Below are 20,993 nucleotides of genomic sequence, written 5' to 3' on the forward strand. Positions count from 1 at the left end.
TACGCACGCAGGCCAGGAGAAGATGGATGTTCGCACCGGTCCCGATGCTCACCGCACTCCTTGCCGGGCCGGTCGTCGGTGCGCCCGCGCCGCCGGTTGCGTGGGCGGCGACTGCGGAGGATGACGACCGCCTGCGGGTCGTGCACGAAGAGAAGGCGCCGACGCCCGTTTCCGCCGACACGGTCAGCGTGCGCCTGTCCGGTTCCGGCCTTCGCATCGACCCGCGCGAGTTGCTCCAGCAGCGCCGGGCGTCGACCCGGGCAAGAACGTCGGTCGAGATCAAATGCCCCAGCGCGATCGGCGATACCGTTGCCCGGATTCCCTATCGGCTGGCCCGGCAGACCTATGGCAATGCCCGGTTGATCGCCGACGTGAACGGCGTATCCGGCATCGCCGTCGCGACCGATCCCTATGGCGACGGCATCCTCATCGTCAGGGTTCCGGGCGAGCGGATCGGCGCCGACGGCATCCTGTCCATCGACCTGCTGCTGCAGGCCGAATGTTTCGACTGGTGCGTGGTCGCCGCCGAGGTCGAGGACGTCACCCTCGCCATCCACCGCTCGAAGGCGGTGCCGAAGGACTGCAAGGAATCTTCGCCCCCGGCACCGAGGAGGACAGGAACAGTCGCGGCGAAGCCCGTGTCCCGTCGCGTCGCGCGCGCTGTCCCGCCGCCGGCCGCCCGGGTATCGCGTACAGCCCCGCCGAAGGTGAAGCCTGCGCTGCCCCCCGTTCCTGCGCGATCCCCGGTTGCAACCCCATCCGCAACGGCGACCTTGCCGCCGGTCGCTCTGACCTACGACCTCGGCCCCGCAACGTCGGCGTTTCGTGGCAAGTGGCGGGCGCGGGTTCAGGCTGCGATAATCCCCATCAATGCGTTCGACGCGGAGCCGACGACGGATGCGTCGTCGACCGAAGCGCGCAGCGACATGCGGTTCTACCTGCCGTTACGCGCCAAGGCCGCGCTGGGCGATCGGAAGACGCGTGTCACCCTGATCTGGTCCGTCAGGAAGCAGAAGCTTGCCGATGGTCATGTCGAACTCACCGTCAACGGCCTCACGGCGCACAAGGTCATTCGTGCCAGCAGTGGTTCGGCGGTCGCGCAGCGGCTGTCGCTGTTCGTGCCGGCGGTTGCCGTTCGTGCTGACGACCGGCTGTCGATCGAGGCGTCGGTCCGGGCCCGACGCGGTACAACGGGAAGCGTCAATGTCGTGAGCGTGGACGCGCTGGAAATCGAGGTGTTGCGATGACGCGGCTGGGCTATTGGGGTGCGGAAGACCTTGTCGGGCCTACTCCTGGCAGTGAACCGACCGCGGGGGTCGAAGACGATTCGGACAATTCTGCGATCGAAGACGTTGAGCGCAAATACGTCGCGGCGCGCCGGAGAACTCCATATCAGGGTCCGCCCATTGTTGACGGCCCCCCTGCTGGTGGCGCTTCACTATCCGGCGCTGCTCCACCCGCAAGCAACGTTCCATCGGCTGGCAACCAGGCGAAGGACACCCGGATCGGACTAGCCCTGTCGGGTGGCGGAATCCGCTCGGCCACTTTCTCTCTTGGCATCTTACGGGGTCTTAGCCGCCTGAAGCTTATCCAACGATTTGACTATCTTTCGACCGTGTCGGGGGGCAGCTACATCGGTGCCTTTTACGTCAGCCTGTTCACACCCCCCGCAAAAAGGGGAAGCGGGCCTGTGGTGTGGACGTCGCCGGTCGATGACGCAGACCCGCTGGGAACGGCATTCGGTGCCCAGGCCATCCGCCATCTGCGCGAGAGCGGGCGTTATCTCCTGCCCGGCGGCGGAGGCGACGCGCTGCGGCTGGCAATCATGGCATTCCGCAATTGGGTCGCGGTGCAAATGGTGATCGGGATGTCGCTGCTGACGTTGTTCTTGTGCGGCAAGACCGCACAGGCGGCGCTGGTCGAATGGAAGGTGCTGGACCCGTTTCAGGCGTGGATTGCCGCGGACGGATGGCCCGCATGGCTATGGCCCGTCGAATGGTTGCAAGGGTATCCGACGGAGACTCTCATCCTCAGTTCACTCTGGCCGATCGTCGTGTTGTGCCTGTGTGTCGCGATCGCGCTGAGCTGGGGATACTGGCTCGCACGCCTCGAAAACATTCAGGAGCTGCGCGTATTGCGGATTCTCGGTGGCGCGGGACTGGGAACAGTCGGGATCGTCGCGTTGTGCTACTGGCTCGCCGCGCACAGCGAATCTCCGGGAGTATGGCTGGGCATTGCCGTTCTCGGGTCCGGAGGGTTGTTGTCTTACCTCGCCGCCGAATGGGTCGATTACCTTCGCATGGGCAGCGGCTATGCCAACGCCACCTCAGCGCTCAGGGAGCAGGAGGACCGCGTACGCAACCGCCTCACCGGCTGGGCGACAAAGGTTGTGATGACTGCGTCGATCGCCGGATTGCTGGCACTGGTCGATACGTTCGGACAATCGGCTTACGAGTATCTGCGGCAACCCACCAGTTCCTCGCTAGGTTTGCCGCTATCGATCAGCGCAGCCATCGCCGCCGCGACACCGGTGTTGCAACGCATCCTTGCCACGGTGCAACGGCTTGGCTCGGTGCCGGTCCTGCTGCGGCGCTTTGGCCGATGGATCGCTACCCTTGTGGGGCTGCTGCTGGTGTTGGCGATCGTAACGCTGTGGGCGATTGCCGCCGATTATATCGCGTGGCGCGGTGAACCGATCGGCTTCGTAGGCCCGGCGATATTCCCGATCACTCCCCTCGGATCGCTCGCCATCACTGCGAGCATCGCCGTCGCGGTCGCGACCTGCATCGGCCTGTCGTTCGGCTTCCTGAACATCTCCTCGTTCAGCGGCTTCTATGCCGGGCGGTTGCGTCGAGCCTATCTTGGCGCCAGCAACCCGCACCGCGTATCCTCCCAAAAACCGAGCAATCGGGACGATCCGGGCGACGATATCGCGCCGCCCGATTATTACGCCATGGGAAGCGGCGCGCCGCTGCACCTGATAAACGTGACCATCGCTGAAACGCATGGCAAGGGGTCGCCGCTGGTGCAACGTGACCGCAAGGGACGACCGATGACGTTGTCGCCGGCGGGCTATCTCGTCCCGACGATCGGCGAGAAACGGGTCAGAATAGGTTTCGAAACCGATCCCGCCGCGCAGGGCGTCGCTGCCGCATCGCCGCCGCGTCGTACCGGTTCCGATCTGCCACTGTCGACCTGGGTGGCGATTTCGGGGGCCGCCTTCTCCACGGCGCTGGGTTCATACACGTCGATGGGTTTCTCGCTGCTCGCCGGACTGGCCAACCTTCGCCTCGGCTATTGGTGGGAGCCATTCCCGCAAAATGCTGCGCGGCGACCGTCGCAATGGACGCAACGCTATCTCGTGCGCGAGTTTCTCGCGCGCTTCGGCGGCATTTTCCATCATCGCTGGTACCTTACCGATGGCGGCCATTTCGAAAATACGGGGGTGTACGAACTCGTCCGCCGCCGGGTGCCGCTGATCGTCGCGTGCGACAATGCGGCCGACCCGGATTATGACTTTGGCGACATCATGAACCTAACGCGTAAGCTGCGGATTGACTTCGACGCGGAGCTTGAGTTCCTGCCGCGCGCGGAACTGGATAAGTTGCTGGGCGTTGGCACGCCCGTACGGTCGGTGTTCGGTGAATTAAGCGATCTGGTCCGGTTCCACGCGGGCAGCAGCAGCCGCGGTCCCTATGCCGCACTGGCGCGGATCACCGTCCCGGATCGTCCCGGCAAGCCGGCTTATATAGGCACGATGATCCTCATCAAACCGCGGCTGGGCGGTCTCGAACTGGCCGACCTGCTCGATTACAACCGCATCGATGCGACTTTCCCGCAGCAGACGACCCGCGACCAGTTTTTCGACGAGGCGCAATGGGAAAGCTATTACCGGTTGGGGATGATGATCGCCGATCTCGTCTTTGCGCCGCCGGCCAAGGGGCAGTGCTGGGCACCGGCCTCGCTTGTCGCGGTCGATACGGAACGGGCCACCTGGGTCGATAAGGAATGGGTTCCGCAGCCGAGGATCGCTAAGGTGGAGCGGGCGGCTCCCCTCCCAACACAACCGACCGTATGCTGGTCGCGCATGAAGTCGCTCTGGCCGCGAAAGCGCGGTTGAGCGGGAACTCGCGAAGGCGCGGCGTGGATGCCAACCGGTTTGCTCCACCGCCGTCGCCGCCGGCCACGGACCGGTGGTGGTCCGAGACCGGGACGCGCAAATCAAATGAGCCCTAACCCTAATTTTTGAAAGGCGCGGAGCGGTAGCTAGGGTCAGGACCCATCGATGTGAGCGGCGCGATCTGATTCAGGCTCCGCAAGGAGACCGAAATGAGCGACCTGTTTTGGCTGACGGACGAGCAGATTGAGCGGCTGCGGCCGTTCTTTCCCAAGAGCCACGGCAGGCCTCGGGTGGATGACCGCCGGGCGCTGAGCGGCATCGTCTTCGTCAACCGCAATGGGCTGCGCTGGCGAGATGCGCCCAGCGCCTATGGTCCTCACAAGACGCTGTACAATCGATGGAAGCGCTGGGGCGAGCGAGGCGTGTTCACGCGCATGATGGAGGGGCTGGCTTCGGGCGATTCAGAGCCGAAGACCGTCATGATAGACGCGACATATCTGAAGGCGCACCGTACGGCATCGAGCCTGCGGGTTAAAAAGGGGATCTCGGCCGCCTGATCGGACGCACCAAAGGCGGCATGAACACCAAGCTCCATGCCGTCGCCGATGCAAACGGCCGCCCCTTGAGCTTCTTCATGACCGCCGGGCAGGTTAGCGACTACACCGGCGCGGCAGCGCTGCTGGACGACCTGCCAAAAGCGCAGTGGCTGCTCGGCGACCGCGGCTACGACGCCGATTGGTTCAGGGACGCTCTCCAGGCCAAGGGCATCCAACCATGCATCCCGGGCCGGCGATCGCGCAACGAGCCGGTCAGATACGACAAGCGCCGTTAGCGGCGCCGTAGCCGCATCGAGATCATGTTCGGCCGCCTCAAGGACTGGCGTCGCGTTGCGACACGCTATGATCGCTGCCCCACCGCCTTCTTTTCCGCCGTTGCTCTCGCTGCCACCGTCATCTTCTGGCTGTCATCAACGAGTCCTGACCCTAGACCGTGTTGAATTTCTGAGTGATCGTTCATCACCGTGGCGTTGCGCATCCACAGCTTCCGACCGTCCAGGATTTCGAGTGCGGTATCGGCCGTGGTGTAGTGGGCGAGCTTTATGCCCTCTCTTTTAAGCCTAGCTTCGCGTTCGAAAGCATAACCGAAAACAATGCGGGTCAGCTCGCCCCAAGCGGTCGCAGATCACCCCCGGGAATAAGAAGTCGCCATAGTCCAGGCTGTCGTCTTCGAGTTTCAAAAGCGGCTGTCCCGCGATCACCCTTGTCATTCCTCAAAACCTTGCCCCCGTCGCGATTCCCCTGAAGCGGAGCATAGACGGAATCAGTGCTTTTCATAGGATTGGGCCGACGATCGTGACCTGTTGAAGAATCGCATGGTTGCTTTGCTATCTCAACCCGCTAGTTCCACACCGATGACCATCGAGGAACTAGAAGATCCGGCGGGAGGCATCCTGGCTGATCGCGAAGCGCAGCGGCAAGACCGCAGCGAAGGCGCTCACCATCGGCAGTGAAAGTCTGGATAAGACGATCCTGGAGATCGCCGACATGTATGGCCTGACAGAAGGCGAGCGGCGGGTTCTGCGCCCGTCGATCGCCGATGACGTTCAGAAGGGTGCGTCTACGATCGTCACCGCCGCGAAGTCGTTGGCGGGAGCCGCGGCCACCACGGCGGATGCAGGCAAGATGGCCAAGGCCGCAGGTGCGGCATGGAAGACTGGCCGGGTCGGCAAGACGCTAGTGACTGCCATTACTCATGGTCCCAAGGCGGCCCAGACCTTCGCTAATATCGGGCGGATCGTGGGCGAGGCGAACCCTGTGCTGCTCGGCTTGACCGTGGCGTGGACGGTCGGGTCAACCGGGTGGTTCGTCTATCATGCCCGCAGCTATAGCCTGGCCGCATATGAGATGAAGAAGCGGCAACTGGCGACGGCGGATACCGCCGCAATTAACGAGGAGAGCAGCCGGTGACGACCACGATCTACTTCGACGCCTTCTACCGCAAGGAAACCGGCGAGATCTATACGGCGATAGTTTGCCAGGACTATTCCGAGCTTACATGCGAGAAATTGCAAGGAACCAGCAGCGGTCATGCCGAGTGGATCGCCGCGCTATCGGCGCTGGAATACGCGGCAGGCCTCAGGCTCAATGTCTCCATAGGCTGCGGTCTGGGTGACATAAAGCTCGCCGGCGACGCCAAAGTCGTCACCGAGCAGATGGAGAATCCAGATCGGCTCAAGCACAACGAAGCGGGCCGGAATGCCGATCTCGTCGCGTACCAGAGATACGCTATGGGCCTCTGCGAGGAAATCGGTGGGGTCGAGTGGGGATGGGTATCGACTGATGATAATCCGGCTGGGCAATACATACGGCGCAAGCAGCAAGCCGGTGTCATGAGGGCGAAGGGGCTTCTTGCATAGAGGTCGGCACCAGCCCTGACGCTGTGACTTGGACGTCAGGGCAGGTGTCGATGGGACGGTTAGCTGCAGAGGACAAGGTTGAGGATTCCGTCCGCGGGCTCGTGAAACGCCGCGGACCGGACGGTCGAGCGCCCTCGTCGCGACAGCCAACCGGACAGACGCGATGCCAGCATGGTGCTCGATCCCACGGTTGCAGACCAACACCCCACGAACGCGCCGTTGCCCGGATGGCGCACAACGACGCTATGGAATCCTTCCGGAAGGGCCAAGTCTCTTAACGTCTCGAACCGAGCTCCCAGACCCATACCTAGACTTTCGTTAATCGCCGCGCAGAAGTCGTCGATCGCCTTGCTCGTCTCCTTGGTCTTCATTTGTGTTTTCCTTTTACAAGTTTAGACGCAGCTGAACATTGCGCCAGCGAAACCAAGTGCCTGTTCCGCCTGCATTCGGAACCAGCAGCCCGTAAAGGGTTGAGTGAGGGCTGCGTCTTCGAGAAATTTGACGATCGCGGAAGATGATCGGGAGGTTCTACACATCAGCTCCCCCGTGGAGACGTAGAGCGCCGCGAGGTCGAGCACGTCGTCAACGGCGATGCGCTTCGGCATCTTGCCAGTGACAGGTTTCGAGAAGACGACGGCGGTGGGCTTCCAAGTGAGATTCAGAATCTCCAGCGCGTCCTCCAGGATCATCTCGCTGGAAAGGCGATCCGGCCACGCGGCATGGTCGAATCGCGACCGGCAGATCCGGAGCATGTCGGCACGTTCGATGGACACGCGCTGGAACATCGGACCATCGTCGTCGGCGATCACGAAGGGTACATCGGCGAGCATCGCCTCGATCGCCGGCCCCCAAGGCTTGCGGCCTGGAATTGATCGAAAAGCATCGACCAGCCGGATGGGATCGGACAGGTTCCGTGTGACCGCCGCCTCGATCCGGTCGGTGAAGTCCGGAACGTCGGTCTCGATCAGGAAGTGGCGATCCCAGTCGGTCGACAGCCGAAGGCCGGAAGCGGTGAGCACGCCGAGACACAGCATCTGTTCGACGGCGTACAACGGCAGGCCCAGGCGGTGCGCAACGGCGGATGCGGAAAGCCGCTCGCGCATGGCATCGCCGATCGCCATGGCTTCGTGGAGGAAGAACGCAGGTACCAGCCGAGGGCCGTGACCGCGTTGCAGCCTAGCGACCAGACCGTCGTTCCAGGCGGTCGTCAGAGTGGCGCGCCGGGTACCGGCCGCTTCGGCAGCTGGGCGAACTGCGAGGATGCTGTCCGGTGGAACCTTGCTTCGCTGGCACGAGGCGACCGACGTCGGCTCGGAACCTTGGGCAGGACACGGCTGGAGCGGTGACAGCGCGACGACGATGGCGTCCAAGACGGTGGGCGGCAGGGCCCTTGCCAGATCTTCGCTGCGCATCGTCTTGACGAATGCGACGAACCTGGCCCGATCCCGCGAGGGCAGCGCTCGAGCGGCGATCTCGATCGCCTTCAGCGGAACCGGCCAGTCGAGCAGCACGTCGCACGCGCCGGTGAGACGCGGCAATCACCGAAACCGAGATCCGCGCGATCGGCGGCATAGGAGACGACTTGGCACTGCATCTGAACGGCGGCGATACACCGCTGCGCCTGGGATCGGTGGTCGACCTCACTACGCCCTGGCCCCCGCAGATCGAGACCCGGGACGCGTCGTCGATGCCCGAAAGCGCGCCGGTCCCTGCCGTGATCAACGGGAGGACGGTCCTGCTGAAACAACCCGACGTAACCTTCGAGGATCTTGTCGGCCTTGCGTTTCCAGGCACCGATCTGGCGACCGCATCCAGCAGGGCATTGACCGTCACTTACCGCCGCGGCCCGCCCGAGAAGTCGGAGGGTTCGCTGCTCTCGCAGGAGGGGATCACTGCGCGCCGGGGGGAGGTCTTCAATGTCAGCGCAACGACCAAATCGTAGTCCGGACATCCAACGCCTTGTCGACGACGGCTACGACCTCGCCATCGTCGACGGGTTCCTGGTCTTGCGCGACGTCCCCTATGTCGATCGTCACCGGCAGCTCAGGCGGGGACGGCTGGTGTCGACCCTCGACTTGGCCGGCGACCGGACCGTGCGCCCGCGCGACCATCAGGCGTGGTTCGCCGGGGCGCTGCCGTGCGACCGCGAGGGACGTCCGCTGGTCAACATGGTGCATGCCCAACAGCGGCGCGACCTGGGCCGGGGACTGGTCGTTGACCATTGGCTCTGCAGCAAGCCCCTTGGTCGCGAGTTTACCGACTATCATGAGAAGATGGTCACCTTCGTGCACCAGATTGCGAGCCATGCCGCTGCTCTCGACCCTTCGGCGACTGCTCGTACCGGCACGATCGTCGCCGCCGCCGCGACCGAATCGCCGTTCCACTATGCCGATACCGCCACCGCGCGAAACGGCACCGGCCGCCTGTCGGATCGCCTTACCGGCCAAGCTATCGGCATCGTGGGACTCGGCGGCACTGGCGGATACGTGCTCGACTTCTTGAGCAAGACGCCGGTGGCACGCATCCATCTGTTCGACGACGACCTGTTCCTGCAGCACAATGCATTCCGCGCGCCCGGTGCCGCGCCGCTCTCCGCTCTGGCGGAACGGCGTTCGAAGGTAAATCACTTCGATCGAATCTATTCCGCCCTACATCGGGGCACCGTGCCCCACCGGGTCAAGATGTCTACGGCGACAATGCCGCTAACGGACGGTCTGGACTTCGTCTTTCTGTGCCTTGACGATCCGACGATCAAGCGGTCGCTCATCGAGCGGCTGGAGGATCAGGGGACCAGCTTCATCGACGTCGGCATGGGGCTGCAGGCAGGGGAAGCTGGCCTTACGGGCGTTCTTCGAGTGACGACCAGCACGCCGGCCATGCGGGACCATGTTTGGGAGAAGTCGAGGATACCGATGGCCGCCGACGATCGCGTCGACCCTTATGCCATCAATGTCCAAATCGCAGAACTGAACGCACTTAACGCCGCGCTGGCCGTCGTCAGGTGGAAACGAATCTGTGGCTTCTATGCCGACACCGAGGCTGAACACTTCTCGACATATGCCGTCGACGGCAACCACATGATCAATGATGACCGCGCGTAGGGTGCCTGTTGTGCTACGCGCTTCATGCTGGCTAGGCGCCGTGCTGTAACTCAGTCCTTCGACCGATAGTACAACGACAAGCAGAAATTATGACGCGAAGAGCGCTCCGCACTTTCAGCGAACGCCGTTCCACTACCGTCGGTCATGGTAGTCCGGTCAGTCGGCGCTGGGCGAAAACGTCAGAAGCCCAATTGCTTCCTAACGTTCAATTGCGCAGTCATATCCTTCAACGACAGTGCGCTGGCACGAGTGGAGGGATTCGAACCCCCGGCCCTCGGTTTTGGAGACCGATGCTCTACCAGCTGAGCTACACTCGTGTGCGGACGCGGCCTCTATCCCGGTGGAACCGGAAGGGCAAGGCCGATTTGTGGTTAGGGGAGCGGGGGGCTGTAGGAAAGCGAAAAATGCCTCCCCGGATGATCAGGCGGCGATCGCGTAGGGCTTGATCTCGCCTTCCAGATACAGCTTGCGCGCCTTGGCGCGGCTCAGCTTGCCCGACGACGTGCGGGGCAGGGTGCGCGGCGGGACCAGTTCGATGACGCAGTTCATGCCGGTAACCGACCGGACGCGCTCGCGAATTTCCTCACGCAGCCGCTGGCGCTCCCCCTCGTCCGATGCGCGGCACTGGACGAGGACCGCGGGCGTTTCCTCGCCGCCGGGGGTGGTGATGGCGAAGGCGGCGATGTCGCCGGCCTTGAAACCGGGAAGTTGTTCCACCGCCCATTCGATGTCCTGCGGCCAGTGGTTTTTGCCGTTGACGATGATCATGTCCTTCGCCCGGCCGACGATATAGACATATCCGTCAGACAGATAGCCCATGTCACCGGTGTCGAGCCAGCCGCCGACCATGCATGCGGCGGTCGCTTCGGGATCGCGGAAATAGCCGCTCATCAGCGACGGCCCCTTGCACCAGACCTTGCCGATCGCGCGCTCGGGAAGCGGCGATCCGTCCTCTTCGCGGATCTCGACCGCCATGTCGCGGACGGGTTTCCCACAATTCACGATCGCGCGGTAGCGTTGCGGCCGGTCGGCGCGGCCGGCATGGCCCGAAAGCTCGGTCTCTTCGACCAGTTCGACGATGATCCCTTCGCCCGGCGGCATGATCGCCACTGCCAGCGTCGCTTCGGCGAGGCCGTAGGACGGCAGGAAAGCCGACGCCTTGAACCCGGCATCAGCGAACGCGTCGACGAATGATTGCATCACATCGGGACGGATCATGTCCGCGCCATTGCCCGCCAGCCGCCAGCGCGACAGGTCGAACCGGTCCGCCGCCTTGGTCTGGCTCGACATGCGCCGCGCGCAGATGTCGTAGCCGAAGGTCGGAGAATAGCTGATCGAATTGCCCTGATTGCGGCTGATCAGGTCGAGCCATGCGAGCGGACGCCGCGCGAAATCCTCGGTCTTCAGATAGTCGGTCGATACCTGATTGGCGACGACCGACAGGAAACAGCCGACCAGCCCCATGTCGTGATACCAGGGCAGCCACGAGATGCAGCGATCCTCCGCGGCCAGCTGCATGCCGTGGCTGTGCGCGGCAAGGTTGTTGAGCAGCGCGGCATGGGTAATTTCGGTCCCGTGCGGAAAGCGCGTCGAGCCGCTGGAATATTGCAGATAGCAGATGTCGTCGGTCGACGCCGTCGGCAGATCGACGACCGGGGCATCGATCGCCGAGAAGCTTTCCCAATCAATGCCTTCGACCCCGGCGATGCGCGCGGCCTCGCCAGCCATCGCTTCGAGTTCGGCGGGGTAGAACAAGGTCTTGGGATCGCAGCTGTCCAACTGGACGCGCAATTGTTCGACATAGGCCTCGCGCCCGCCGAACGAGGTGGGCAGCGGCAGCGGCACCGGCCATGCGCCGGCATAGACCACCCCGAAGAACAAGGCGGCGAACTCGGCACCGGTTTCGGCGACCAGCGCGATACGGTCGTTGGGCTGCACGCCCTTCGCGATCAGGCGATAGGCCTGTTGCAACGCGTCTTTGCGCATGTCGCGGAACGGGTAGGGGTGTTTCAGCGTGCCGCGCGCGTCGTAGAAGTTCAGCCCGCGCGTGCCCTGCGCGGCGTAATCCATCGCCTCGCCCAGCGTCGCGAAATCTGCGAGCCGGCGCGGCAATGTGTCGCCGGTCGGGGTCGCTTCCAGCGCGATTGCAACACTTCCTTCAAGTTTTGTCGTCATTCTTGTCCAACTCTCGGCACCGTTCGCACGCGTTCGCGGCGTTCGAAGCGTGTCGCCATAGCGGCAAAGAGCCGCACGGCACAGTTGATTTCAAAATCGCGGCGTAGTGTGGCACAAACATGGCGCATGCCGCGTGACCCCCGCCGCCCCCTTCCGCCCATCGACCAGCCCGCGCTGGAGCGGATGGCGTTGCGCTATGTCGAACGCTTTGCCACGACCCGGGCAAAGCTGGCCGCCTATCTGACACGCAAACTGCGCGAACGGGGTGGGGAGGGGCCGATCGATATTGAGTCGCTGGCCGACCGGATGGCGGAACTGCGCTATGTCGATGATCGGGCTTTCGCAGAGGCGCACGCGGCATCGATGACCCGGCGCGGGCTGGGCGCGCGGCGGGTGCGCGACGCGCTTCGCCACGCCGGGGTCGGGACCGACGATAGCGAGGCGGTCGTCGACACGCTGGACGATGGCGCGGAAGCGTCGGCCATGGCCTTTGCCAGACGCAAGCGGATCGGTCCCTTCGCCACCGAACCGGTCGAGCGCGACCGTCGCGAAAAGCAGATCGGTGCCATGGTTCGCGCCGGCCATTCGCCTGCGCTGGCAAGACGGATCGCCGCGATGGCACCGGGCGACGGGGAGGACGCTGTTCATGATCGGTAAAGCGCAAAGAAACCGTCGCGTTCATGAAACATCGTGGTACAAAGGGCGGCAGGGGGAGTAAGCAATCATGCGTCTGGAAGCGCGAACGATTGTCGATGATTGCGCGGTCCAGCCGGCCGTCGCTGCGGCAATGTCCAACAGTCGGGACGATGACGTCGTGTCGGTGCGCGGTATCGTCAAATGGTTCGACGTTACCCGCGGCTTCGGTTTCGCGGTAGCCGACGACACCAGTCTCGGCGATGTGCTGATCCATTTTTCGGTGCTGGAGCCGCATGGTCGCCGCACCCTGCCCGAAGGGGCGATCGTCACCTGCAATGCCGCGCGGCGCAGCCGGGGGATGCAGGCGGTCGAGATCCTCGACATCGACCTGTCGCTGGCGGTCGAGCCGATGCGTCGCACCGTCGACCGCCCCGACCGGACGGCGATGGCCGAACAGGCTGGACCGTTCGAGCCGGTGACGGTGAAATGGTTCAATCGCCTGAAAGGCTATGGGTTTCTGGTCCGCGACAGCAAGGCCGGCGACGTGTTCGTCCATATGGAAACGCTGCGCCGGGGCGGTATTGAGGAGGTCGAGCCCGAACAGCGGCTTGTCGCCCGCATCGTCGAGGGGCAAAAAGGGCCGATGGCCGTTGCGGTCGAAACGGGCGAGTGACAGCGTGACGGGATTGCGATTTTCGGCACTGGCGGCGGTGGCGTTGCTGGCGGCACTGAACGGCTGCAAGGGGGAAACTGCCGGCAACGATCCGGTTTCGGAACACGGCATGGCCGTCCGGCCGGTGACCGTCACCACCGCCGATGGCAAGGCACATATCTTCAAATCGGAAGTCGCCGCGAACGAGGCGCAGCAACAGCAAGGGTTGATGTATCGCCCGCGGCTGGCACCCGATGCCGGCATGTTGTTCGCGCCCTATCCCCCCGATGGCGGACCGCCCAGGGCGGCGAGCTTCTGGATGGAAAATACGCCGAACGCGCTCGACATCATCTTCATTCGCGCCGACGGGACCATCGCGACGATCGGCGAAAATGCCGTGCCGCTGTCGCGCGCGAAGGTCGAATCGGGCGAGCCGATCGCGGCGGTGCTGGAAATCGCCGGCGGACGTGCCGCCGAACTGGGAATCGCGGCCGGCGACAAGGTGACGTGGAAATGATCCGCCCCATTGTCGCGGGCGTGGGCAGGCGCTAAGCGGTCGCTTATGGGTATCCTCGCGAACGTCTTCACCTGGTGGAACGGTGCCACCTTCGGCACGTGGCTCGGCTTGCACGGCAAGACGCAGGTCGGGACCGACCATCTCGGCAACGCCTATTATGAGGGTGGTCGCGACACGATGGGCAATCCGCGGCGCTGGGTGATCTATTCGGGATCGAACGACGCGAGCCGCGTGCCGCCCGAATGGTTCAGCTGGCTGCACCATCAGATCGATCGCACGCCCGACGAATCGCTGCCGCCGGTCCGCCAGTGGCAGAAGCCGCCGATCGAGAACCAGACCGGCACCGCGCTCGCCTATCGCCCGCCGGGTGTGCTCGACAAGGGTGGCGCACGCGTCCGGGCGACTGGTGATTACGAGGCGTGGAGCCCCGACGCGTGAACCCACGCCGCTGGCTGGCCGGGCTGGCGATTGCGATAATGTTGGCGGTCGCGGGCTGGTTCGGCTGGCAGCGGCTGCATCGGCAGTCGGCAACGACCCCGCCCGCCACGGCCGAGGTAGCCGTGCCCGAATCGGTGCGTCCCAACCCCAATGCGCCCGAGGTGGTGAGCGTCGACGCCGGACTGGACAGTAGCCTTTTAGCCGGCGCGACGCCGATGGCCGAACGGGTCGCGGTGGTCGGCCTGCTCAACAAGCGCAACGGCGAAACCCGCGACCTGACGCTCAAGCCCGGTCAGGCGACGCGCGTCGGTGATGTGATCGTCCGCCTGCGCGCCTGCGAACGCACCGCGCCGTGGGAGCAGGAGCAATATACCGGCGCGTTCGTGCAGATGGACGTACGCGGCACGGATTCGAAATGGCGGCGACCGTTTTCGGGGTGGTTGTTCAAGGAGCGTCCGGCGCTGAACGTCGTGCTCCACCCGATTTACGACGTGTGGCCCAAGAGCTGCACGATGTCCTTCCCCGACAGGGGGCCGGACACGGTATCGGCCGGGGCGGGAGCCGCGTCGCCGGGCGCACCCGCGCGGCGATCGAGTGCGTCGAACGCGGCCGAGGCCAGCCCGGAAGCGCCCGCCGAATCCAGCCCCAGCGCGCCTGCCAACAGCACGGAATAGGTTTTCTTGGGCACCTCGATCACGCCCATCGTCGCGAGGTGATCGGTCAGGAACTGGCAGTCGAGCAACCGGAAGCCGCCGACCCGCAATCGCGCGACCAGCCACGCCAGCGCGACCTTTGATGCGCTGGGCGCGCGGCTGACCATCGATTCGCCGAAAAACGCCTGCCCCAGCGCGAGGCCATATAATCCGCCAACCAGACGCGGGCCGTCCCAGACCTCGACCGAATGGGCCAGCCCCATTTCGTGCAGCCGGTTGAAGGCCTGTTCGATCGTACCGTTGATCCACGTCTCCGGCCGGTCGGACGCGCTTTCGGCGCACAGTCGGATGATATCCTCGAACGCCTGATCGGCGGTGACCCGGTAGCGGTCCGACGCGATCAGCTTGCGCAGCGAGCGCGACAGGTGAAATCCGTCCAACGGCAATATGCCGCGCAGCTTGGGTTCGACCCAGTAGATGCCGGGCGCATCGCGATCGTCGGCCATCGGAAAGATGCCGCTGGCATAGGCGCGCAGCAGCGTTTGCGGGTCGAGCTCGAACAGGGGCGCCATCGGCCGCACCCTATCGCGGCCGGCGGCGCAGGCAATGGCCGCCCGCCATCATTCGCCGGCGAGGTAGCGCGCGACCGGTTCGATCATGTCCTCCGGGATGCGACGGGCGATGACCGGCATCGTCGCCTGATCCTTGCGCGCATCGACCACCTCCTTTTCGCCGCGCCAATGGCGGAGCCGTCCGGCGATATAGACGGCGCGCTGGCCATCGATCACCGGGAAGCGCTTGGCTCCGGCGGCGTCATGGCAGCTGCGACAGGCGGGAAGCTGCTTGTCGGGCAGGCCGCGCTCGACGATCTGGCGCGCCGCCGCGTCGCCATTGCCGGCGCGACCCGGCACGATGCCGGGCATCGCCGCGAACCGCCGGGCGAGGGCGACGCGTTCTTCCGGGGTCAGCTGTGCGGCGGCATTGGCCATGACCGCGCTCTGGCGGGTGCCGGTGGCGTAGGCTTCGAGGGCGGCGGCAAGATAGGCCGGGTCCTGTCCGGCGAGGATCGGAATGTCGCGCTGACCTCGGCCGAGCCCGTCGCTGCCATGGCAACCGGCGCAGCTGTCGAACCGGCCATTGGCGGCACCGAAGCCCTGCGCATTGCTGCCTGCCAGCACACGATATTGCTGCGGCGTCATCGTCGGCAGCAGGCGGACGAACGCGACCATGCGCTTCACTTCGTCGGGCCGGTCCCTGGCGGCCCAGGCGGGCATCCCGCTGAACTTCACGCCGTGTTCGAGGATCCAGAACAGCTGGCGGTCGGTCCACTCCGTCGCGTTTTTCGACAGGTCGGGGGCAGGCGGCGTCGCCTTCTGCATCAACGGCAGTGGGCGCACGCCCGGCGCGCCGTGGCACGAGGCGCAGGACGCGGCATAATAGCCTGCCGCGCTGACGAGGCCGCTATCGTCCTTTGCGTCCTTCGGCGTGGAAAAGGCGGCATGGGTCTGCACCGAATTGCGCATCACCCAGTGCAGGAACCAGTCGCTGATCGCCCAATGCCCCGACGACGCGGCGACGTTGAACAACCCGGACCAAGCAAAGGCCATGCCCAGCGCGAACAGCCCGAGCAGCGTGACGATGACGCGCTTCCACGTCAGGCGGATGGTCATGGCTGCGGCTCCGGTTGGCGCAATAGCGTGGCGAGCAGCGCAAGGCCGCCGAGGAAATAGCTGGCCGCGCCGACCAGCAGCATCACGACCCCGCCGAGTTGCTGGTCGGCAAGCGCATCGTGCATCCCATGCGCCATCGCCGGATAAAGCGGGCGGGGGGCAAGGCCGATCAGCGCGCCGAGCAGGGTCATGTGCATCGAAGTGAGCAGCAGCGCGCCGACACCCGCCGCGCGGCGATCGGGTCCGGTGCCGAGCACGGCGGCCCAGAGCAGCCATCCGGCGGCGAGGAACATCGCCTGTTCGACGATCATCGCCGCCATATTGCTGTCCGCCAGCATCCGCAGTGCGGGCAGGTGCCAGCCCCATACCGTTGCCAGCTCGACCAGCGACATCGCGAGCGGGGTGACGATGTGCGGCCAGCGCCGGGCCGGGTCACAGGCACTGTCGGTCAGCCCGAACGCAACCAGCGGTGCGGCCACCGCAACCGCGATCATGTGTCCGGCCATATGCCCGACCATGCCCGCCTGTGCCGCCGCCAGCCAGCCGAGCGGCAACAGCACCAATCCGGCGATCAGGCTGACGCGCTTCATCGGCAGTCCGTCAGGAAGACGACCGGTGCGGCGGTGAAGATGACGCCGACGAAGCTCAACGCGGCGAGCAATACCGTCGAGAAGGCGAGGAACCGGACGCGGTCGGTGTCGGTGCTCTCCTCATGCGGCGGCGTGTCGCCGGGTACGCGTGACTGGATATGCGCGACGATGCCGGCGGCGGCGATCAGCAGCAGTGCCAGGACGGTGCCGACCGTATAGAGGATCGGCAGCCGCGGAAATCCGCCGACCTTTGCACAGTGGATCGCCGCCCACAGATACGAAAACAGAAAATGCACCGCCCAGACGGTCGGCGGCACGATCAGCGTCCAGAGCGTTACCTTCAGCCGGGTGACCATGCCGTGCAGCCCGCGTTTCATGCGACCCCCGGGAACAGGCCGATCGTCGCGTAGGTGACGATGGCGGTCAGTGCCATGAAATGCTGATAGACGGTGATGTTCCGCAGGTCGGCGTCATGGCGGGGCGTCATCCGCCCGGCAATGCTGCGCGCCAGCGTATAGCCTTGCATGATCGCGCCGATCCCGGCATGGGCGGTGGTCCAGATCACCAATACCCACACGATCGCGGGATAGCTGTGCAGTTCGGGATCGAGGCCGGTGGTCAGCGGGCCCTGCAAACCCGCCCAGATGCCCGCAAGGCTGGCGGCGATGCCGACGATCAGCAACAGCCGCGCCGCGCCGACGATGCCGCGCCGGTTGGTCCCGCGCGCAGCGACCGTCGCGCCCCAGCTGATCGCGGCCAACGTCAGCGCGACCATCGGCCAATAGGTACCGGGGCCATCCATGCCCGCTCCCGACGGCGGAAATTCGGGATGCACCGTCCAGAAGAAATAATAGCCGAAGACCAGCCCCGAAAACGCGGTCGCATCCGCCATCATCGTGATGAACATCGCCCACCACCCCGGCGCCGCCGAACCGGAAACGTACAGCGGCAGTTCGATGCCGTGGCCGATCGGCTTGGAAGGCTTTTCCGGAATCTCGGCGGTTCCCGTCCACAGCCAGTAGAGCACGAACGCGAGCGTCGCGATCGCGCCGGCCAGCGACCACCAATACAGGTGGTAGGTGGTTAGAATGAACACGCTGCCTAGCGCGATTGCGGTCAGCATCGGCACCCAGCTGGGCGTACCCAGCCGAACGACATAGAGCGGGCGCGCGTCGAGCACGCTGGTCACGATCGTCTCGCGCCGACCTTCCTCGGCATCGGGCAGGAAGAAGCGGCCCTCGTCGACCTTCTTCACGAAATCCTTCTGGTCCCAGATCGGGTAGCGGCTTTCGATCAGCGGCACCGAACGGATGCCCCAATCCTCGTCATCGGGATGAGCCAGCCATTCGAGCGTGCCGGCGTTCCACGGATTGCGCTGCGCCTTTTGCCGCCATGGCGAGCGGGCGAGATCGAAGCAGATGATCGCGGTGCCGGTCGCGAACAGATACGCCCCCATCGTCGAGGCGAGGTTGAGATAATCGATGCCCAGTTCGCTCGGATAGGTGAAGACCCGGCGCGGCATGCCGTACAAGCCGCTGAAGTGCATCGGAAAGAAGGTCAGGTTCGCGCCGACGAACAACGTCCAGAAGGCGATGCGCCCCAGTCGGTCCGACAGTTTCTTGCCGGTAATCAGCGGCCAGTAATAATATAGCCCGCCGAACAACGGCAGCAACGTACCGCCGATCAACACGTAATGGAGGTGCGCCACGATGAAATAAGTGTCGTGCGCCTGCCAGTCGAACGGTGCGATCGCGACCATCACCCCGGTCAGGCCACCGATGACGAAGATGGCGAGGCTGCCGGTCGCATAGAGCAGCGGCGTCGACCATTTCACCTTGCCCGCCCACAGCGTCGCGATGAACGCGAATATCTGGATGCCGGTCGGAATCGCGACGGCTTCGGACGCGGCCGAGAAGAAGGCGAGGCTGATCTTGGGCAGGCCGGTCGCGAACATGTGATGAACCCACAGGCCGAACGACAGGAATGCGGTGCCGACGGCCGCCAGCACGATCCACGGATACCCCAGCAGATGCCGCTGCGCGAAGGTCGGGATCATCATCGCGAACAGCGCGATCGACGGCAGGAACACGATGTAGACCTCCGGATGGCCGAAGATCCAGAACAGGTGCTGCCACAAGAGCGGATCGCCGCCGCGCGCCGCATCGAAGAACGGCCAGTTGAGCAGCCGCTCCATTTCGAACAGCACGTCGCCCGCGATCAGCGGCGGGAAGGCGAACAGGATCATCACCGCGACGACGAGGATGTACCACGCATACAGCGGCATCAGGTTCAGCCGCATCCCCGGCGGCCGGCATTTCAGCACGCCGACGATCAGCTCGACCGCCGCCGCCACCGACGATACCTCGATGAAGGACAGGCCGAGCATCCAGATATCGGCACCCAGCCCCGACAGGTCGGTGCGGGTGGTCAGCGGCGGATACATGAACCAGCCGCCATCGGGCGCGGCGTTGAAGAAGATCGATCCCCCGACGAACACCCCGCCCAGCAGGAACGACCAGTAACCAAAGGCGGATAGCCGCGGAAACGGCAAGTCGCGCGCGCCCAGCAGCTGCGGCAACAGGATGATCGACACCGCTTCGAACATCGGCACGGCGAACAAGAACATCATCATCGAGCCGTGCAGCGTGAACAGCTGATTGAAGGTATTCGCCGAGACGAGGTCGTTGTCGGGCACCGCCAGCTGCGTGCGCATGATCAGCGCCAGCACACCGGCAAACAGCATGAAGGCGAATGCGGTCAGCGTGTACCACACGCCGACGCGGTTGTTGTTGCAGTCGGTCCAGCGCAGGAAGAGGCCCTGCGGTGGTGCCCATACCTTGCGTAGGCGTTCCTCCTGCGCGGCGCGGAGCGCGGGATCGTCTTGCGCGTGCAGGCTCATTTCATGCTTTCCAGATAGGCGGCGATCGCCTGCGCGTCCTGGCGCGACATTTGCGGATAGGCGGGCATGCGCGCACCGGGTTTGACCGCCGGCGCATCCGTGATGAAGCGGACCAGCGCGGCACGGGTCATCGGCTGCGTGGCCGCGCCCAGCGAACTGCGACTGCCGAGATGGGTCAGGTCGGGCCCGATCGCGCCGGCGGCGTCGGTTCCGGCAATGGCATGGCAACCGGCACAGCCATTGGCGGCAAAGGCATTTGCGCCCGCGGCAGTATCGGCGGCGGGGGCGGCAGGGCGACGCTCGTTCGCCAGCCATGCGTCGAACGCCGCCGGCTCCATCGCCACGACATCGAATGCCATCAGCGCGTGGCTGAGGCCGCAAAATTCGGTGCAGACGCCGCGAAATGTGCCGGGTTTGGTCGCGCGGACGATCAATCGGTTGGTCCGGCCGGGGATCATGTCCATCTTGCCCGCAAGGCCGGGGATCCAGAAGCTGTGGATCACGTCCCCGGCGGTCAGGTCGAATTGTACGGTGCGGCCGACGGGTACCCGGATTTCGTTGGCGGTGACGACCGGCGCGGCACCCGGCGGCTGATACTGGACCCGCCACCAGAATTGCTCGCCCTCGACAGCGATGCGCAGATCATTCTGCGCCACCGGCAACGGCCGCATCGCGGGCAGGCTGTAGAGCAACAGTCCGAGCAGCACGACCACCGGCACAACGCCACCGGCCCAGCCGATCAGTCGCATGCCGCTTGACAAGGTCAGTCGACCCTCCGGCGCACGGACGGCGGCGATCATCAGCGCAGCCACGCCGCAGGCGATCACGATCGCGCCGATCAGCATGACGACGGTCAAGTGTCGGACCGTCGCCGCCTCTTCGCCAAAGACGGTCAGCGCCGATTGATGTCGATTACAGCCCCCCAGAACGAGCAGCGCGGCTACCCCGCCACTGGACTTTACGCCCCGCATAATCCCCCTTCGCCCCGCATCGCGGTATACGACACGCAAACGAAACGAGATGTCGGCGGTTGCGTTCCATCACGATCCGGATCGGTCCGGTGGGGGCCAGGATGGGCGGACCGGCCACGGCGATCCGCATTAGCTTGCCATCGATCGTGGCAACA

The 20,993-nt window shown here is 64.8% G+C and carries 19 protein-coding genes, 1 tRNA gene and 2 pseudogenes; 12 read left to right on the forward strand and 10 right to left on the reverse strand.

Features of this window, described 5'->3' with window-relative positions; genetic code table 11:
- Positions 1-26 precede the first annotated feature (26 nt).
- The 5 genes and pseudogenes from ASE91_RS12980 to ASE91_RS13005 all read left to right on the forward strand — a co-directional run bounded on the left by ASE91_RS12980 (position 27) and on the right by ASE91_RS13005 (position 6,536).
- Positions 27-1,247, forward strand: coding sequence for a hypothetical protein (locus ASE91_RS12980; protein WP_056626772.1), 1,221 nt, complete (start codon positions 27-29; stop codon positions 1,245-1,247).
- Entirely contained in the window at positions 1,244-4,120 is a 2,877-nt protein-coding gene (locus tag ASE91_RS12985; protein ID WP_082454014.1) for a patatin-like phospholipase family protein, read from the forward strand. The genes ASE91_RS12980 and ASE91_RS12985 overlap by 4 nt, the downstream gene beginning before the upstream one ends.
- Positions 4,121-4,329: 209 nt before the next feature.
- Positions 4,330-5,117 (forward strand): annotated as a pseudogene (locus ASE91_RS18950) (IS5 family transposase).
- A 547-nt stretch (positions 5,118-5,664) separates the two neighbouring features.
- Positions 5,665-6,087, forward strand: coding sequence for a hypothetical protein (locus ASE91_RS13000; RefSeq protein WP_056626779.1), 423 nt, complete (start codon positions 5,665-5,667; stop codon positions 6,085-6,087).
- Positions 6,084-6,536, forward strand: a complete 453-nt coding sequence (locus ASE91_RS13005) for a hypothetical protein (RefSeq protein WP_056626781.1) — start codon at positions 6,084-6,086, stop codon at positions 6,534-6,536. Before ASE91_RS13000 ends, ASE91_RS13005 begins: the two co-directional genes overlap by 4 nt.
- A gap of 59 nt (positions 6,537-6,595) precedes the next feature.
- On the opposite strand, the gene ASE91_RS13010 is transcribed toward ASE91_RS13005, so the two are convergent.
- Together ASE91_RS13010 and ASE91_RS13015 are read right to left on the reverse strand one after the other, a co-directional pair.
- Positions 6,596-6,907, reverse strand: coding sequence for a hypothetical protein (locus ASE91_RS13010; protein WP_056626783.1), 312 nt, complete (start codon positions 6,905-6,907; stop codon positions 6,596-6,598).
- 21 nt (positions 6,908-6,928) lie between these two features.
- Positions 6,929-8,074, reverse strand: a complete 1,146-nt coding sequence (locus ASE91_RS13015; RefSeq protein WP_056626790.1) for a hypothetical protein — start codon at positions 8,072-8,074, stop codon at positions 6,929-6,931.
- A gap of 44 nt (positions 8,075-8,118) precedes the next feature.
- On the opposite strand from ASE91_RS13015, the gene ASE91_RS13020 reads away from it, so the two are divergent.
- Both ASE91_RS13020 and ASE91_RS13025 read left to right on the forward strand, forming a co-directional pair.
- Positions 8,119-8,478 (forward strand): multiubiquitin domain-containing protein, encoded by a 360-nt coding sequence (locus ASE91_RS13020; RefSeq protein ID WP_056626791.1) that lies wholly within the window; start codon positions 8,119-8,121, stop codon positions 8,476-8,478.
- Positions 8,453-9,637 carry a ThiF family adenylyltransferase gene (locus ASE91_RS13025; protein WP_056626796.1) on the forward strand — a complete coding sequence of 395 codons (1,185 nt, stop codon included), beginning with the start codon at positions 8,453-8,455 and terminating at the stop codon, positions 9,635-9,637. Before ASE91_RS13020 ends, ASE91_RS13025 begins: the two co-directional genes overlap by 26 nt.
- A 241-nt stretch (positions 9,638-9,878) precedes the next feature.
- Here the strand turns inward: ASE91_RS13025 and ASE91_RS13030 are convergent.
- Positions 9,879-9,954 (reverse strand) — tRNA-Trp (locus tag ASE91_RS13030).
- Positions 9,955-10,057: 103 nt separating this feature from the next.
- Positions 10,058-11,812 (reverse strand): fatty acyl-AMP ligase, encoded by a 1,755-nt coding sequence (locus ASE91_RS13035; RefSeq protein ID WP_056626797.1) that lies wholly within the window; start codon positions 11,810-11,812, stop codon positions 10,058-10,060.
- A 126-nt stretch (positions 11,813-11,938) separates the two neighbouring features.
- Between ASE91_RS13035 and ASE91_RS13040 the strand changes: the two genes are divergently transcribed.
- The 5 genes and pseudogenes from ASE91_RS13040 to ASE91_RS20690 form a co-directional block, all read left to right on the forward strand.
- The gene (locus ASE91_RS13040) at positions 11,939-12,469 is read left to right on the forward strand and encodes a regulatory protein RecX (RefSeq protein ID WP_156357831.1); all 531 of its coding nucleotides are present in this window, start codon (positions 11,939-11,941) and stop codon (positions 12,467-12,469) included.
- A gap of 130 nt (positions 12,470-12,599) precedes the next feature.
- Positions 12,600-13,121, forward strand: a complete 522-nt coding sequence (locus tag ASE91_RS13045; protein WP_056627196.1) for a cold-shock protein — start codon at positions 12,600-12,602, stop codon at positions 13,119-13,121.
- 4 nt (positions 13,122-13,125) lie between these two features.
- The gene (locus tag ASE91_RS13050; protein ID WP_235530476.1) at positions 13,126-13,617 is read left to right on the forward strand and encodes a DUF192 domain-containing protein; all 492 of its coding nucleotides are present in this window, start codon (positions 13,126-13,128) and stop codon (positions 13,615-13,617) included.
- Positions 13,618-13,662: 45 nt separating this feature from the next.
- Positions 13,663-14,055, forward strand: a complete 393-nt coding sequence (locus ASE91_RS13055; RefSeq protein WP_056626800.1) for an NADH:ubiquinone oxidoreductase subunit NDUFA12 — start codon at positions 13,663-13,665, stop codon at positions 14,053-14,055.
- A 215-nt stretch (positions 14,056-14,270) separates the two neighbouring features.
- Positions 14,271-14,504: pseudogene (locus tag ASE91_RS20690) on the forward strand (DUF2155 domain-containing protein); the annotation flags it as partial.
- 35 nt (positions 14,505-14,539) lie between these two features.
- On the opposite strand, the gene aat reads toward ASE91_RS20690, so the two are convergent.
- The 6 genes from aat to coxB are packed head-to-tail and all read right to left on the reverse strand — an operon-like array spanning position 14,540 to position 20,724.
- Positions 14,540-15,280 (reverse strand): leucyl/phenylalanyl-tRNA--protein transferase, encoded by a 741-nt coding sequence (gene aat / locus ASE91_RS13060; protein WP_056626802.1) that lies wholly within the window; start codon positions 15,278-15,280, stop codon positions 14,540-14,542.
- A 48-nt stretch (positions 15,281-15,328) separates the two neighbouring features.
- A complete protein-coding gene (locus ASE91_RS13065) occupies positions 15,329-16,378 on the reverse strand; it encodes a c-type cytochrome (RefSeq protein ID WP_056626805.1) in 1,050 nt (349 codons plus the stop codon).
- Positions 16,375-16,968: a cytochrome c oxidase assembly protein gene (locus ASE91_RS13070; RefSeq protein WP_056626807.1), complete on the reverse strand. Its 594-nt coding sequence runs from the start codon at positions 16,966-16,968 to the stop codon at positions 16,375-16,377. The genes ASE91_RS13065 and ASE91_RS13070 overlap by 4 nt, the downstream gene beginning before the upstream one ends.
- Positions 16,965-17,345 carry a hypothetical protein gene (locus ASE91_RS13075; RefSeq protein WP_055995197.1) on the reverse strand — a complete coding sequence of 127 codons (381 nt, stop codon included), beginning with the start codon at positions 17,343-17,345 and terminating at the stop codon, positions 16,965-16,967. Before ASE91_RS13075 ends, ASE91_RS13070 begins: the two co-directional genes overlap by 4 nt.
- Entirely contained in the window at positions 17,342-19,867 is a 2,526-nt protein-coding gene (ctaD, locus tag ASE91_RS13080) for a cytochrome c oxidase subunit I (protein WP_056626808.1), read from the reverse strand. Before ctaD ends, ASE91_RS13075 begins: the two co-directional genes overlap by 4 nt.
- A complete protein-coding gene (coxB, locus tag ASE91_RS13085; protein ID WP_327196785.1) occupies positions 19,864-20,724 on the reverse strand; it encodes a cytochrome c oxidase subunit II in 861 nt (286 codons plus the stop codon). The genes ctaD and coxB overlap by 4 nt, the downstream gene beginning before the upstream one ends.
- Positions 20,725-20,993 lie beyond the last annotated feature (269 nt).

This window comes from Sphingomonas sp. Leaf62, from assembly GCF_001421915.1.
GTDB lineage: Bacteria > Pseudomonadota > Alphaproteobacteria > Sphingomonadales > Sphingomonadaceae > Sphingomonas.

What these genes read in the sequence shown, in the direction of transcription:
- ASE91_RS13040 (WP_156357831.1), top strand. Translation starts at nt 11,939, where the DNA reads ATGCCGCGTGACCCCCGCCGCCCCCTTCCGCCCATCGACCAGCCCGCG.
- ctaD (WP_056626808.1), bottom strand. Translation starts at nt 19,867, where the DNA reads ATGAGCCTGCACGCGCAAGACGATCCCGCGCTCCGCGCCGCGCAGGAG.
- ASE91_RS12985 (WP_082454014.1), top strand. Translation starts at nt 1,244, where the DNA reads ATGACGCGGCTGGGCTATTGGGGTGCGGAAGACCTTGTCGGGCCTACT.
- ASE91_RS13065 (WP_056626805.1), bottom strand. Translation starts at nt 16,378, where the DNA reads ATGACCATCCGCCTGACGTGGAAGCGCGTCATCGTCACGCTGCTCGGG.
- ASE91_RS13055 (WP_056626800.1), top strand. Translation starts at nt 13,663, where the DNA reads ATGGGTATCCTCGCGAACGTCTTCACCTGGTGGAACGGTGCCACCTTC.
- ASE91_RS12980 (WP_056626772.1), top strand. Translation starts at nt 27, where the DNA reads ATGTTCGCACCGGTCCCGATGCTCACCGCACTCCTTGCCGGGCCGGTC.
- ASE91_RS13000 (WP_056626779.1), top strand. Translation starts at nt 5,665, where the DNA reads ATGTATGGCCTGACAGAAGGCGAGCGGCGGGTTCTGCGCCCGTCGATC.
- ASE91_RS13035 (WP_056626797.1), bottom strand. Translation starts at nt 11,812, where the DNA reads ATGACGACAAAACTTGAAGGAAGTGTTGCAATCGCGCTGGAAGCGACC.
- ASE91_RS13025 (WP_056626796.1), top strand. Translation starts at nt 8,453, where the DNA reads ATGTCAGCGCAACGACCAAATCGTAGTCCGGACATCCAACGCCTTGTC.
- ASE91_RS13075 (WP_055995197.1), bottom strand. Translation starts at nt 17,345, where the DNA reads ATGAAACGCGGGCTGCACGGCATGGTCACCCGGCTGAAGGTAACGCTC.
- aat (WP_056626802.1), bottom strand. Translation starts at nt 15,280, where the DNA reads ATGGCGCCCCTGTTCGAGCTCGACCCGCAAACGCTGCTGCGCGCCTAT.
- ASE91_RS13010 (WP_056626783.1), bottom strand. Translation starts at nt 6,907, where the DNA reads ATGAAGACCAAGGAGACGAGCAAGGCGATCGACGACTTCTGCGCGGCG.
- ASE91_RS13070 (WP_056626807.1), bottom strand. Translation starts at nt 16,968, where the DNA reads ATGAAGCGCGTCAGCCTGATCGCCGGATTGGTGCTGTTGCCGCTCGGC.
- ASE91_RS13045 (WP_056627196.1), top strand. Translation starts at nt 12,600, where the DNA reads ATGTCCAACAGTCGGGACGATGACGTCGTGTCGGTGCGCGGTATCGTC.